Origin of the sequence: Sphingomonas sp. NPDC079357 (assembly GCF_044901155.1) — a bacterium.
Classification (GTDB): domain Bacteria; phylum Pseudomonadota; class Alphaproteobacteria; order Sphingomonadales; family Sphingomonadaceae; genus Sphingomonas.
Genome location: NZ_JBJDOM010000002.1, coordinates 112,205 through 124,508, shown reverse-complemented (window position 1 = coordinate 124,508; position 12,304 = coordinate 112,205). Strand labels below are relative to the sequence as shown.

General features: G+C 67.5%; 15 protein-coding genes. 11 read left to right on the top strand and 4 right to left on the bottom strand.

The annotated features are described in order from the left end of the window. Window positions 1-132 precede the first annotated feature (132 nt). On the bottom strand, window positions 133-1,005 hold the full coding sequence (locus ACI2JO_RS09640) for an alpha/beta fold hydrolase (RefSeq protein ID WP_404720486.1): 873 nt from the start codon (window positions 1,003-1,005) through the stop codon (window positions 133-135). A 38-nt stretch (window positions 1,006-1,043) separates the two neighbouring features. Between ACI2JO_RS09640 and ACI2JO_RS09635 the strand changes: the two genes are divergently transcribed. From ACI2JO_RS09635 to ACI2JO_RS09600, 8 genes are all read left to right on the top strand, one after another. Next, window positions 1,044-2,402 carry a protein adenylyltransferase SelO family protein gene (locus tag ACI2JO_RS09635; RefSeq protein ID WP_404720485.1) on the top strand — a complete coding sequence of 453 codons (1,359 nt, stop codon included), beginning with the start codon at window positions 1,044-1,046 and terminating at the stop codon, window positions 2,400-2,402. A gap of 47 nt (window positions 2,403-2,449) precedes the next feature. Then, window positions 2,450-3,859: a succinylglutamate-semialdehyde dehydrogenase gene (gene astD / locus ACI2JO_RS09630; RefSeq protein WP_404720484.1), complete on the top strand. Its 1,410-nt coding sequence runs from the start codon at window positions 2,450-2,452 to the stop codon at window positions 3,857-3,859. Window positions 3,860-3,880: 21 nt separating this feature from the next. After that, a complete protein-coding gene (locus ACI2JO_RS09625) occupies window positions 3,881-4,795 on the top strand; it encodes a DUF808 domain-containing protein (RefSeq protein WP_404720483.1) in 915 nt (304 codons plus the stop codon). A gap of 298 nt (window positions 4,796-5,093) precedes the next feature. Further along, window positions 5,094-5,882 (top strand): uroporphyrinogen-III C-methyltransferase, encoded by a 789-nt coding sequence (gene cobA, locus ACI2JO_RS09620; RefSeq protein WP_404720482.1) that lies wholly within the window; start codon window positions 5,094-5,096, stop codon window positions 5,880-5,882. Beyond that, the gene (locus ACI2JO_RS09615; RefSeq protein WP_404720481.1) at window positions 5,879-6,175 is read left to right on the top strand and encodes a DUF2849 domain-containing protein; all 297 of its coding nucleotides are present in this window, start codon (window positions 5,879-5,881) and stop codon (window positions 6,173-6,175) included. Before cobA ends, ACI2JO_RS09615 begins: the two co-directional genes overlap by 4 nt. A gap of 40 nt (window positions 6,176-6,215) precedes the next feature. After that, a complete protein-coding gene (locus tag ACI2JO_RS09610) occupies window positions 6,216-7,847 on the top strand; it encodes a nitrite/sulfite reductase (protein ID WP_404720480.1) in 1,632 nt (543 codons plus the stop codon). Continuing rightward, complete coding sequence (locus ACI2JO_RS09605; protein ID WP_404720479.1) at window positions 7,840-8,301, top strand: DUF934 domain-containing protein; 462 nt, start codon at window positions 7,840-7,842, stop codon at window positions 8,299-8,301. The genes ACI2JO_RS09610 and ACI2JO_RS09605 overlap by 8 nt, the downstream gene beginning before the upstream one ends. Then, window positions 8,294-9,052 carry a phosphoadenylyl-sulfate reductase gene (locus ACI2JO_RS09600; RefSeq protein ID WP_404720478.1) on the top strand — a complete coding sequence of 253 codons (759 nt, stop codon included), beginning with the start codon at window positions 8,294-8,296 and terminating at the stop codon, window positions 9,050-9,052. Before ACI2JO_RS09605 ends, ACI2JO_RS09600 begins: the two co-directional genes overlap by 8 nt. A 39-nt stretch (window positions 9,053-9,091) precedes the next feature. Here the strand turns inward: ACI2JO_RS09600 and ACI2JO_RS09595 are convergent, their stop codons facing one another. The 3 genes from ACI2JO_RS09595 to ACI2JO_RS09585 are packed head-to-tail and all read right to left on the bottom strand — an operon-like array spanning window position 9,092 to window position 10,556. Continuing rightward, window positions 9,092-9,727 (bottom strand): trimeric intracellular cation channel family protein, encoded by a 636-nt coding sequence (locus tag ACI2JO_RS09595; protein ID WP_404720477.1) that lies wholly within the window; start codon window positions 9,725-9,727, stop codon window positions 9,092-9,094. Further along, a complete protein-coding gene (locus tag ACI2JO_RS09590) occupies window positions 9,724-10,107 on the bottom strand; it encodes a PaaI family thioesterase (protein ID WP_404720476.1) in 384 nt (127 codons plus the stop codon). The genes ACI2JO_RS09595 and ACI2JO_RS09590 overlap by 4 nt, the downstream gene beginning before the upstream one ends. Further along, a complete protein-coding gene (locus tag ACI2JO_RS09585; protein WP_404720475.1) occupies window positions 10,104-10,556 on the bottom strand; it encodes a PaaI family thioesterase in 453 nt (150 codons plus the stop codon). Before ACI2JO_RS09585 ends, ACI2JO_RS09590 begins: the two co-directional genes overlap by 4 nt. A 177-nt stretch (window positions 10,557-10,733) precedes the next feature. On the opposite strand from ACI2JO_RS09585, the gene ACI2JO_RS09580 reads away from it, so the two are divergent. The 3 genes from ACI2JO_RS09580 (at window position 10,734) to ACI2JO_RS09570 (ending at window position 12,249) form a co-directional block, all read left to right on the top strand. Then, window positions 10,734-11,039: a glycine zipper 2TM domain-containing protein gene (locus tag ACI2JO_RS09580; protein ID WP_333915851.1), complete on the top strand. Its 306-nt coding sequence runs from the start codon at window positions 10,734-10,736 to the stop codon at window positions 11,037-11,039. A gap of 113 nt (window positions 11,040-11,152) precedes the next feature. Beyond that, the gene (locus ACI2JO_RS09575; protein WP_404720474.1) at window positions 11,153-11,581 is read left to right on the top strand and encodes an OsmC family protein; all 429 of its coding nucleotides are present in this window, start codon (window positions 11,153-11,155) and stop codon (window positions 11,579-11,581) included. A 98-nt stretch (window positions 11,582-11,679) separates the two neighbouring features. Next, entirely contained in the window at window positions 11,680-12,249 is a 570-nt protein-coding gene (locus ACI2JO_RS09570; protein WP_404720473.1) for a glycine zipper 2TM domain-containing protein, read from the top strand. The last annotated feature ends 55 nt before the right edge of the window (window positions 12,250-12,304 follow it).

Genomic DNA, 12,304 nt, shown 5'->3' with positions numbered 1-12,304 from the left:
AACTTGATCCGGAGCCCCGCTTCTTCTTCTCGGCGAGCACAAAAGCGGGATCCCGGATCACGTGCGGGATGACGGGGAAGACAGATCATGCGGGCTCTCCGGGCAGAGGTCGTAAAGCCCCGCGACAGCGCCTCAATCCGCCGGGCGGTTCCCGGTCCGCGCCAGCCATTGCATCAACGCAGGTTGCGCCGCCGGCTCGTCGAGCATCGGCGCATGACCAATCCTTGGCACCGTCACCAGCGTCGCATCGGGGAGCATCGCCGCCATTCGCTCGGCGGTGCCCGCGGACAGGATATCGCTCAGCGCGCCGCGCACCACCAGCACCGGCACCCCCGCCAGCGCCGCGAGCGCGCGCCACATGTCCGGCCCCGCCTCGTTGCCGGGCAGGCGGAACGGCTCGGCGATCTTCAGGTCATAGTCGAGCACGATCCGTCCGGCGGAATTGACGCGGTACAGCCGCTTGGCCATCACCAGCCATTGCTCGATCCCCCAGTCGGGATAGGCGGCGGCATTGCCCTCCTGAACCCCGCGCGCGGCATGCATCCAGGTCGGCCAAGTGCTCGGCTTGCCGACATAGCCGCGGATGCGCGCGAGTCCCGCCGGTTCGATCTCCGGCCCGACGTCGTTGAGCAGCGCTCCCGCCAGCCGTCCCGGCACCAGCCCGGCCAGCAACATCGTGACGATCCCGCCCAGCGACGTGCCGATCGTCACGAAGCGGTCGATCTTCTGGTCGTCGAGCAACGCGACCACGTCCTGCGCATAGGTGAGCGGGACGTAGCTCATCGGGTCCTTGGCGAACGCGCTCTCGCCACGCCCGCGAAACTCGACCGCGATCACGCGCCGCTTGGGGGCGATCGCTTCCGCCACCGCCGCGAAGTCGCGCGCGTTGCGGGTCAGGCCCGGAAGGCACAGCACCGGCGGCGCATCATCGGTACCGGGATAGTCGCGCGCATGCAGCCGCAACCCATCGCTCGACCACCAGTAGATGTCCCAAAATTCCGCCATCGCTTGCGCCCCCTGCCGACCGCCCCCCATATCGCGGCATGGCCGTCGACCCGCAAGCATATCGCCCCGAGCGCACCCTCACCGCGCTCGGCGACCCCTTTTACGACGAAGTCGCCGCCGCGCGTTTCCCGCAGGCGACCTTGCGCTTCCGCAACGATCGCGCCGCCGCGCAGGTCGGGCTCGACACGCTCGACGACGCCGAATGGGTCGCGCATTTCGGCCGCTTCGAGCGCCTGCCGGGCACGCTCGAACGTCCCTTGGCGCTGCGTTATCACGGGCACCAGTTCCGCGTGTACAATCCCGATATCGGCGACGGGCGCGGCTTCACCTACGCACAGCTTCGCGACGACCGCGGGCGGTTGCTCGACCTCGGCACCAAGGGCTCGGGGCAGACGCCGTGGAGCCGCTTCGGCGACGGCCGTCTGACGCTCAAGGGCGGCGTGCGCGAGGTGCTCGCCACCGAGATGCTCGAGGCGCTGAACGTGCCCACCTCGCGCAGCTTCTCGCTGATCGAAACCGACGAGGCGCTGGAGCGCAACGACGAACCCTCGCCGACGCGCGGCAGCGTGCTGGTGCGGCTCAGCCACTCCCATATCCGCATCGGCACCTTCCAGCGGCTCGCGTATCACCGTGACGAGGACGCGCTGCGTCGGCTGACCGGCTATGTGCTGCGCGAACTCTATGGCGAGGACAGCGACGATCCGGTGCGGCTGCTGGAACGCGTCGTCGCGCGCACCGCGACACTGGCGGCGCGCTATATGGCCGCCGGATTCGTCCACGGCGTGCTCAATTCCGACAACATCAACGTCACCGGCGAGAGCTTCGACTATGGCCCGTGGCGGTTCGCGCCGGTCTGGGATCCGGGGTTCGTCGCCGCCTATTTCGACCACGCCGGCCTCTACGCCTTTGGTCGCCAGCCCGAGGCGATCCTGTGGGACGTCATGCAGCTCGCCTCCTCGCTCGCGCAGATCAGCGAGTCCGAGCCGCTGATCGCCGCGCTCGACGGCTTCGCCGGCCTTTATCAGCCCGCGATCGCCGAGGCGGTGCTGTGGCGGATGGGTCGGTTGCCGCGTGCACCGGAAGAGAACCGTGCGCTGGTACAGGCGGTCGAACGGGCGTTGCGTGCGACGCTCACGCCGGTCGACCGGTTCTTCTTCGATGCCTTCGCGCAACCCCTCCCGCAAACTTATGGCACCGAATGGGACGAGGTCCGCCAACATCTACAGCCCTTTTCACCCCGCCGCGCGCGCGATCACGTCTACTGGCAGGGCGAGCCGTGCGCGATGCTGATCGACCGGGTCGAGGCGATCTGGTCGCCGATCGCGGCTGCCGACGATTGGGGGCTGTTTGGCGCAACCATCGCCAACATCCGCGCGATGGGTGACGCGCTGCGCTGACGATCCCCCCTTCCGCCGTGATGAAAGTTACGGCTAAGACCAGCGGCATGGCTGAGCTGATCTCGTTCGAACCCGCCACCGGCGCGGAACTGTGGCGTGCGGAGACGAGCGACGTCGACGCCGAGGTGGCGGCGGCGCGCGCCGGCTTCGTGCCATGGGCGGCCAAGTCCCTGTCTTTCCGCATCGAAACGCTCCGGCGCTTCGCCAATGTCGTCCGCCAGCGCGCAGACGCCTTCACCGACCTGATCGCGCGCGAAACCGGCAAGCCGGTGTGGGAAGCGCGCACCGAGGTCGATACTGTCGCCGCCAAGGTCGACATCTCAGTCAGCGCCTATGCCGAACGCACCGCGCAGCGTCGGCTCGACGCACCGATGAACACCCGCATGGCGCTCCGCCACAAGCCGCATGGCGTGCTGGCGGTGCTGGGACCATACAATTTTCCCGCGCATCTGCCCAACGGCCACATCGTCCCCGCGTTGATCGCGGGCAACGCCATCGTCTTCAAACCATCGGAGAAAACCCCGGCGACCGGCGCGTTTCTGGTGGATTGCTTCCACGCCGCAGGGGTGCCCGCCGAGACGCTGCGGCTGGTGATCGGCGGCCCAGACGAAGGTCGCGCATTGGCCGCGCACGACGGGATCGACGGGCTGCTGTTCACCGGCTCGGCCCGCACCGGGATCGCGCTCAACCGCGCTTTCGCCGAGAAGCCGGAGAAGATCCTCGCGCTGGAGATGGGCGGCAACAACCCGATCCTGGTGTGGGACACGCCCGACCTGCACGCCGCCGCGGTGCTGATCGTCCAGTCCGCCTTTACCACCGCCGGGCAGCGCTGCACCGCCGCGCGGCGGCTGATCGTGCAGGAATCCTTGGCCGAACCGTTGCTTGCCGAGCTTGCGTCGCTGACCCGCCGGCTGATCGTCGGCGCGCCGCACGACGATCCGCAGCCGTTCATGGGCCCGGTGATCGACAATGAGGTAGCCGACGGCCTCACCGAAAGCTTCCTCGCGCTGATGATGAAGGGCGGGCGCCCGATCCAGCATATGGCGCGCCCGGTCGCTGATCGGCCGTTCGTGACGCCCGGCATCATCGACGTCACCGATGTTGGCGATCGTCCTGATATCGAGCTGTTCGGTCCACTGTTGCAGGTGATCCGCGCCGACGATTTCGACGACGCGATCGCCGAGGCGAACAACACCCGCTACGGCCTCTCATCGTCGCTGATCAGCCAGACCCCGGCATTGTTCGACCGCTTCTGGGCAGGCGCACGCGCCGGCATCGTCAACTGGAACCGCCCGACCAACGGCGCGTCGTCGTCCGCCCCGTTCGGCGGGATCGGCTGGTCGGGCAATCATCGTCCAAGCGCCTATTATGCCGCTGATTATTGCGCCTATCCGGTCGTCTCGAACGAGGCCGAGGCGGCGCGCGCGACGATCGGCATCGGCCTCGCCGACGCCTGATTCAGAAGAGGATCGAGAGACATGGCAAGCGGACTCGTCGCGCTGCTCGACGATATCGCCGGACTCACCCGGCTGGCCGCGGCATCGCTCGACGACGTCGGAGCGGCCGCCACCAAGGCGGGAACGAAGGCGGCGGGGGTGGTGATCGACGATACCGCGGTCACTCCGCGCTACGTCGTTGGCCTGTCGCCCAAGCGCGAACTGCCGATCATCGGCAAAATCGCGCTCGGCTCGATCCGCAACAAGTTGCTGTTTTTGCTCCCCGCCGCGCTGATCCTGAGCGCGGTCGCACCGTGGGCGCTCGCCCCGCTGCTGATGCTGGGCGGGGCGTTCCTGTGCTTCGAGGGCGCGGAAAAGGTGATCGAGGCGGTGTCCGGCGCGCATGGCGCGAACGAGGAGACTTTGACGACCGACCCGGTGGCGCTGGAGAAGCAGAAAGTGTCGGGCGCGATTCGCACCGACTTCATCCTGTCGGCCGAGATCATGGTGATCGCCCTGCGCGAGGTCTCGGACCAGCCGCTGCTGACGCAGGCGGTGACGCTGGCGATCGTCGCGGTCCTGATCACCGCGGGCGTGTACGGCGTCGTCGCGCTGATCGTGAAGGCGGACGATGTCGGCCTGTATCTGGCGCAGCGGCCCTCGGCAGCGGCGCAGGCGATCGGGCGCGGGCTGGTGAAGGGCGTGCCGGTGCTGATGCAGGTTCTGACGGTGGTCGGCACCGCGGCGATGCTGTGGGTCGGCGGCGATCTGCTGATCCACAATGCCGCCGACGTCGGCGTGCCCGCGCCTGCCGAGTTCGTCCACCATCTCGCCGGGGGTGCGGGCGGCGGGGCACTCGGCTGGCTGGTCAGCGCGGGGATTGCGGGGGTATGCGGGCTGATCGTCGGCGGGGTGATCGCGCTGGTGATGCACAAGGTTCATGCGGCGCGGCATTGAGCTCTGACACGTAAGCGTCGGGCTTGGGGCAGCCTCACACTTCAACGCGATAGACATGGGCCCCTGCCTTCGCGGGGGTGACGGTGGAAGTGGGCAGAGCCCGATCAACAAACACCGTCGCCCCTGCGCAGGCAGGGGCCCATGTCTGTCCAATCAGCCGCCACCCCGCCCCGCAAAGCGAGCACCGCTGCGTCTACCCCCACCACGCAGCAACAACCACCACGAAACCAATCCTACGCCACCGCCAAGCATCGCTCGATTGCACCCTCCGCCGCCCTGCCCCATGTCCGGTGGCATCATGGCGACGCTTCTTGATCCCGACGCGCGCGGCCGCGTCATCCTCGTGGGGGCTGGTCCGGGCGACCCCGGCCTGCTCACGGTCCGTGCAGTCGAGGCGCTGCGCTGCGCCGACGTCGTCGTTCACGACGGGCTCATCGACCCGCGCGTCCTCGATCTCGCCCCGCCTGAGGCGCATCGCATCTCGGTCGCCAAGCGCCGCGCGCGCCACACGCTGCCGCAGGAGGCGATCAACGCGCTGATCGTCGCGCACGTCATGGCGGGCAGCGTCGTCGTCCGGCTGAAGGGCGGCGACCCGTTCATCTTCGGGCGCGGCGGCGAAGAGGTCGAGGCGGTGCGCGCCGCCGGGCTGGCAGTCGAGGTGATTCCAGGCGTGTCGGCGGCGCTCGGCTGCGCCGCCGAGGCGATGCTGCCGCTCACTCACCGCGACCACAGCTCGGCGGTCACGTTCGTCGCCGGCCAGTGCAAGGGGCTGACCGATCAGGACTGGTCGGGGCTTGCCGGACAGGGCCGGACGCTGGTGATCTACATGGGCGTCGCGACCGCCGAGGCGATCGCCGACAAATTGATGGCGGACGGCGTCGCGCCGGACATGCCGGTTGCGGTGCTGGAAAAGGGCACGCTGCCCGGCCACCGCGCGTTGCGGACGCTGCTCGCCGATCTTGGCGCGATGGTGTCGCGCGAGCAGGTAGCGAGCCCGGCGATCATCGTCGTCGGCGAGGTGGTGGAACTGTCCGACGCCGAGGACCGGCTGGCGGGCTATGCGAAGGTGGCGGAGACGATGGCATGAGGCTGGTGACCGGCAACGATCTGGCGACCGGCGACGTGGTCTGGTGGACCGGCCGCGAGTGGTCGCGCCACATCGCCGACGCCGGCGACGCCGGCGAGCGTGCCGAGGCGATCGCGCGCGAGGAAGAGGCGGCGCGGCGCGTCAACGTCCCCTATGTGATTGAGGCGAGCGAGACCCCCGATGGGCCGCGCCCGGCGCATATCAAGGACCGTATTCGCGCGCTCGGCCCGACCGTCCGCCCCGACCTGACGCTCAAGCCAGCCGACGCCCAGGCGGGCGAATGGGTGATCTGAACCCCTCCCCGCCGCTTGCGCGGGGATCGAGGAAGCAACGATGTACAAGTACGACGAATATGATCAGTCGATCGTCGATGCGCGGGTCGAGGAATTCCGCGACCAGTGCCAGCGGCGGCTGTCGGGCGAACTGAGCGAGGATCAGTTCAAGCCGCTGCGGCTGATGAACGGGCTCTACCTCCAGCTTCACGCCTACATGCTGCGGGTCGCGGTGCCTTATGGCACGCTCAATGCGCGGCAGATGCGGATGCTGGCGCATGTCGCGCGCAAGTACGACCGCGGTTACGGCCATTTCACCACCCGCCAGAACATTCAGTACAATTGGATCAAGCTGGAGGACGCCGCCGACATCCTCGCCGAGCTGGCGACGGTCGAGATGCACGCGATCCAGACCAGCGGCAATTGCATACGCAACATCAGCTCGGACCAGTTCGCGGGCGCGGCCGCCGACGAGGTTACCGACCCGCGCCCGTTCGCGGAATTGCTGCGGCAGTGGAGCACCTTCCACCCCGAGTTCAGCTATCTGCCGCGCAAGTTCAAGATCGCGGTGATCGCCGCCGACGAGGATCGCGCGGCGATGCGTCTCCACGACATCGGGCTGCAGTTGCTCGATCGCGATGGGGTGCTCGGCGCGAAGGTGTTCGTCGGCGGCGGGATGGGCCGCACCCCGATGATCGCGCCGGAGATCAAAGACTTCATCCCCGCCGACCAGCTGATGAGCTATCTGGAGGCGTGCCTGCGCGTCTACAATCGCTACGGCCGGCGCGACAATATCTACAAGGCGCGGATCAAGATCCTGATCCACGAGCTGGGCGCGGACAAGTACCGCGCCGAGGTCGAGGAGGAATTCGCGCAGGTGCGCCAACTCGGCATCGATCCGCCCGCCGCCGAACTGGCGCGGATCAGCGCGATGTTCGCCGCTCCCGCCTTCGCCGCGGATGACGGCGCGGTCGCGGATCGCAGCGACCCGGATTTCGCGGTGTGGCTCGACCAGAACGTCCGCGCGCACAAGCAGCCGGGCCATGCGATCGTCACCATCTCGCTCAAGCCGATCGGCGGCATTCCAGGCGACGCCTCCGCCGAGCAGATCGACGTGATGGCCGACCTCGCCGAGCGGTACAGCTTCGACGAGCTGCGCGTCACCCATGCGCAGAACATCGTGCTGCCGCACGTCCGCATCGCCGACCTGAAGGCGGTGTGGGAGGCGCTCGCCGAGGCCCGGCTGGCCGACGCCAACCTCGACCTGATCAGCGACATCATTGCCTGCCCGGGGCTGGATTATTGCGCGCTTGCCAATGCGCGCTCGATCCCGCTCGCGCAGAAGATCGGGCAGCGGTTCGCCGATCTCGACCGCCAGCGCGATCTGGGTGAATTGAAGCTCAAGATCAGCGGCTGCATCAACGCCTGCGGCCACCATCATGCCGGGCACATCGGCATCCTCGGCGTCGACCGGAAGGGCACCGAGAATTACCAGCTGCTGCTCGGCGGCTCGGGCGCGGAGGACGTGTCGCTCGGCAAGATCACCGGCCCCGGCTTCGACGAGGACGGAGTGGTCGACGCGATCGAGCGCGTTACCGACACCTATGTCCGAATTCGCGAAACCGGCGAGCGCTTCGTCGACACCTATCGTCGCGTCGGCATGCAGCCGTTCAAGGAGGCGATCTATGGTTAATGCGTTCGAGGTCGACCTGATCGACGACCGCGCGCATTTGCGCTTCCGCGACGGTGCCGTGCATGAAGAGCCGGCGGTGACGCTCGACGCCTTCCTTGCCGGCCAGTCGAACGCGACCGCGGTCCGGATCGAGCCGGGCGACGATGCGCGCGCGCTGATCCCGCACCTCGACAGGCTGGCACTGGTCGAGGTGTCGTTCCCGACGTTTCGCGACGGGCGCGGCTATTCGGTCGCGCGGATCCTGCGCGAGGCGGGCTATACCGGCGAGCTGCGCGCCGAGGGCGACGTGCTGGTCGACCAGATTCCGCTGATGCGTCGCTGCGGTTTTGACGCGTTCGCGCCGCACGCCGCCGTCGACCCTGTCGTGCTCAAGCGCTCGCTGGAGCGCTATGACCATGTCTATCAAAAGGCCGCCGACGGGGCGGTCCCGGTCTGGAAATTGCGCCATGGGTGAGCCTGCTCACGATCTTGACGTCATCGACGTCCGTCCCGCCTTCACTGCCGCCGATGCCGCGGCGATGCAGGCGCGGTTCGAGGGCGTGCCAGCGCCCGACATGTTGCGCGAGCTGCTGACCGGCGAACTGGCCGGGCGGATCGCGGCGGTATCGTCGTTCGGTGCGGAGTCGGCGGTGCTGCTGCACATGATCGCGTCGGTTGACCGCGACGTGCCGGTGATCTTCACCAACACGCAGAAGATGTTCGGCGAGACCCTGGCCTATCGTGACGAACTGTCGGAGCGGCTCGGGCTGACCGACCTGCGCGTGTTCCGCCCTGACCCGCGACTACTTCGGCTGAAGGACGAAAAGGGGCTGCGCTGGTCTTACGATCCCGATGGCTGCTGCGAACTGCGCAAGGTCGAGCCGCTGCGCCGCGCGCTGCTGCCATTCCAGTCGTGGATCTCGGGGCGCAAAGGCTTTCAGGCGAAGACCCGGCTCGCGCTGCCGCGCTTCGAGGAGGATGAGGGCCGGTTGAAGATCAATCCACTTGCGGACTGGTCGAAAGAGAAGCTCGACGGCTATTTCGCCGAGCACGATCTGCCGCGCCATCCTCTCGAAGCGCAAGGCTATCTGTCGATCGGCTGCGCGCCCTGCACGTCGAAGGTGCGCCCGGGCGAAGACCCGCGCGCCGGGCGCTGGCGCGGCTGGGACAAGGTCGAATGCGGGATGCACGTCGCTGAAAAGCCGGGCGAAGAACCGGTGTTCTGAGCGTCGGCTACAGGCCCCCATCCCGCGCAAGCTCGACGATCATCCCTTCCCATAAGCCGGCAACCCCAGCTTGAAACGGATCGCCGCCGCCCGCAGTGCAAAGCCGGCCACCGCCGCAATCGTCGCCGCGTGCCAAGGCACCAGTCCGAATTCGCGCAGCCCGACGTAGCAGCCCGCCGCCAGCGCCGCGGCGGTCACGTACAATTCCGGTCGCATCAGGATCGACGGCTCACCCGCCAGCACGTCGCGGATGATCCCGCCGACGCATCCGGTCACCACTCCCATCAGCGCGGCCGGCAGCGGCGGCACGCCGTAACTCAGCGCCTTGGCCGCGCCATATACGGCATAGGCTGCAAGCCCGATCGCATCGAACCAGTCCAGCGCCGCCCCCCGCCACCAACGCTCGGGCGTGCTCCAAATGACCCCCGCCATCAGCAGGCACACCGCCGCCACCCGCGTATCGTGCACCCAGAACACGGGCGCGCCGATCAGCAGGTCGCGCACCGTCCCGCCGCCGACCCCGGTGATCAGCGCGAAGAAGGCCAGCGTCACTGGGGTCTGCGCCCGCCGCGCCGCCGCCAGCGCGCCCGACGCCGCAAAAACCGCCAGCCCCGCCACGTCCAGCCACGGCGCGAACGCCGGAAGCAGCACGACCGGATCGAGCGGCGGCGTCATCCCTCGGCGCGCTCGATCAGATAGTTCATCCGCGCACTCGCGATCGGACGCGCGCGATCATCCTGCCACGCCACCGCGGTGACGGTGGCGACGCGCGCGCCGAGCCGGGTGATCTCGCCCGCCGCGCGCGTCACGTGATCGCGCCCGCCGCGCATGAAATCGACCGTGCCGTTGATCGGCTTGATCCGCACCGTCTCACTGGCCAGCGCATGACGCAGCGCTGCCACCGACGCGACCTCCAGCAACCCGGCGATCGCCCCGCCCTGAAGAAAGCCGGGTCGACCCACAACGTGTTGGCCAAACGGCATCACGATCTCCGGCGCATCGTCGACCAGCTCCAGCCTCACGCCGAGCAGCCGGGCATAGGGCGGCAAGTTCATGCTCCGAACCGCGGATACGGGCCTGCGGTGGCCATGAAGGTCGCTGCGACCTGCGCGATCGGATCGTCCGGATCGCCATCGTGCGCGATCCCGCGCGTAAAGGCGATGGAGCGGGTGATGCGCAGACACTCGCCCCGCCCGATCACCGTCTGGCGCGGCCGCGCGGGCCGCAGATAGTCGATCCGCAGGTCGAGCGTGGCGTGGGCCACGAACGCGTTGCAGCGGTGCCAGACCGCCAGACTGGTCGCGACGTCCATCAACGCGATGATCGGCCCGGACGCGATCACGCCGCGCTCTTCATCGCCGACCAGATCGGCATGCCACGGCTGCGCGACCTCGAGCCAATCCGCGCCATGCGCGTGATAGCGTTGGCCGAGCCGTCCACCATGTCCGGCGACCCCCGGAGTTTCCAGCAGGTAGCGCGCCATCCTGGTCGGGTCCCATTCCATCGCTCGCCCTCTACACACCCGCCGGGCGCACGCAACGCCACATCGGCATGCCTCTTGACCTGCAACAGACTTCAAGGCTGTCCCAGGATGAACGCGACGTTGTTACAGGTTCATGCAACTGCACTAGAATAAACACGTTTCGGTCGCATCACGATTGAATGAACGGGAGAATGTTACATGCGTAAGCTCATGCTCGCCTTCGGCGCGGTTGCTATGGTCGCACCGACGCTCGTCGCCACCACGGTCGATGCGGATGCTCAGCGTCGCCATAAGTATCGCGAATGGCGCGGCAATGATGGTCGGTTGCGCTGCCGCAAGCCCGACGGCACCACCGGTCTGGTGGTCGGTGCGGTCGCCGGTGGTCTGCTCGGCCGCACGATCGACACGCGCGGCGATCGCACACTGGGAACGGTGCTCGGCGGCGTGGGCGGCGCGCTCGCCGGTCGTGAAATCGAGCGGAGCGGCAAGCGTCAGTGCCGCTAAGCTACCAAAATTGATCGATCGATGCGCCTTTCGCGGGTGATCGACGTTTGAGGGGCGCGGTCCGTGATGGCACGGATCGCGCCTTTTTGGTCTGATGACAAGGAGAGCAGGACATGCCTACGCGCAGCGGATCGGCACGATACGAAGGTTTCGGCAAGGAGGGTCACGGCTGGACATCGACCCAGTCGGGCGTGCTCAACGACACACGCTATGGTTTCGGTTCAAGGTTCGAGGATGGTCCCGGCACCAACCCCGAGGAACTGATCGCCGCCGCTCACGCCAGTTGCTTCACCATGGCGCTCAGCTTTGCGCTCGCCGGCGCCGGCTATCATGACGGAACGCTGGAAACCGAGGCGCGGGTGACGGTCGACAAGGACGGCGACGGCTTTACGATCACATCGTCGAAGCTGAACCTCAAGGGCAAGGTGCCGGGCATCACCGCTGACGAGTTCGCGCGCATCGCCGAAGATGCCAAGGCGAACTGCCCGGTGTCTAAGCTGCTGAAAGCAGAGATCAGCCTGACACACGACCTCGCACAATAATGTCCTGAAAGTGAACGCTAAGTAGTATTCCGTTCACGCAACCCGCGAGCGCCGCCATCGTTCTTGTCTAATTCTGATAAGCAGAAAGGAAGCAAGTGATGCGTATCATCATGGCGGCGGTGCTCGGGGCGACCGCATTAACCTCTTTGTCGGTTGCACCTGCACAGGCGCAGCGTCCGCGCGAGACGAATCGCGAATATCGTGACGACGTGCGCGACGCACGCCAAGAGTATCGCGAGGATCTACGTGATGCCGACTCACGACGCGACGTACGCAGCGCCCGTCGCGAATATCGCGACAACGTCCGTGATGCGCAGCGCGATCGCAATGAGCGGCTGCGCGACTGGCGGCAATCGCGGCGCTACGATTACAACAACCTCGAGCCCGGCCAGCGCCGCTATTATGCCGACCGCTATTATCGCGATGGCCGCTATTATCGGCAGCGCGCGCTGACCCGCAACGACCGCGTTTATCGTGGCAATGACGGTCGATATTACTGCCGCCGCAACGACGGGACGACCGGCTTGATCGTCGGCGGTCTGGCCGGCGGGGCATTGGGCAACATTATTGCTGGCGGCGGCTCGCGACTGCTCGGGACTCTCGTCGGCGCTGGCGGTGGTGCGCTGCTCGGTCGGCAGGTCGACCGCGGACAGGTGGTCTGCCGGTAACTGGACAGCGCCCGGTCGCTCGCCGGGCGCTCCTTCCAGAGGGTCGCGACCACCG

Coding starts and splice junctions, on each gene's coding strand:
- ACI2JO_RS09615 (WP_404720481.1), top strand. CDS start 5,879: ATGAGGCTGGTGACCGGCAACGATCTGGCGACCGGCGACGTGGTCTGG.
- ACI2JO_RS09585 (WP_404720475.1), bottom strand. CDS start 10,556: ATGGAATGGGACCCGACCAGGATGGCGCGCTACCTGCTGGAAACTCCG.
- ACI2JO_RS09595 (WP_404720477.1), bottom strand. CDS start 9,727: ATGACGCCGCCGCTCGATCCGGTCGTGCTGCTTCCGGCGTTCGCGCCG.
- cobA (WP_404720482.1), top strand. CDS start 5,094: ATGGCGACGCTTCTTGATCCCGACGCGCGCGGCCGCGTCATCCTCGTG.
- ACI2JO_RS09610 (WP_404720480.1), top strand. CDS start 6,216: ATGTACAAGTACGACGAATATGATCAGTCGATCGTCGATGCGCGGGTC.
- ACI2JO_RS09625 (WP_404720483.1), top strand. CDS start 3,881: ATGGCAAGCGGACTCGTCGCGCTGCTCGACGATATCGCCGGACTCACC.
- astD (WP_404720484.1), top strand. CDS start 2,450: ATGGCTGAGCTGATCTCGTTCGAACCCGCCACCGGCGCGGAACTGTGG.
- ACI2JO_RS09575 (WP_404720474.1), top strand. CDS start 11,153: ATGCCTACGCGCAGCGGATCGGCACGATACGAAGGTTTCGGCAAGGAG.
- ACI2JO_RS09635 (WP_404720485.1), top strand. CDS start 1,044: ATGGCCGTCGACCCGCAAGCATATCGCCCCGAGCGCACCCTCACCGCG.
- ACI2JO_RS09600 (WP_404720478.1), top strand. CDS start 8,294: ATGGGTGAGCCTGCTCACGATCTTGACGTCATCGACGTCCGTCCCGCC.
- ACI2JO_RS09580 (WP_333915851.1), top strand. CDS start 10,734: ATGCGTAAGCTCATGCTCGCCTTCGGCGCGGTTGCTATGGTCGCACCG.
- ACI2JO_RS09570 (WP_404720473.1), top strand. CDS start 11,680: ATGCGTATCATCATGGCGGCGGTGCTCGGGGCGACCGCATTAACCTCT.
- ACI2JO_RS09640 (WP_404720486.1), bottom strand. CDS start 1,005: ATGGCGGAATTTTGGGACATCTACTGGTGGTCGAGCGATGGGTTGCGG.
- ACI2JO_RS09590 (WP_404720476.1), bottom strand. CDS start 10,107: ATGAACTTGCCGCCCTATGCCCGGCTGCTCGGCGTGAGGCTGGAGCTG.
- ACI2JO_RS09605 (WP_404720479.1), top strand. CDS start 7,840: ATGGTTAATGCGTTCGAGGTCGACCTGATCGACGACCGCGCGCATTTG.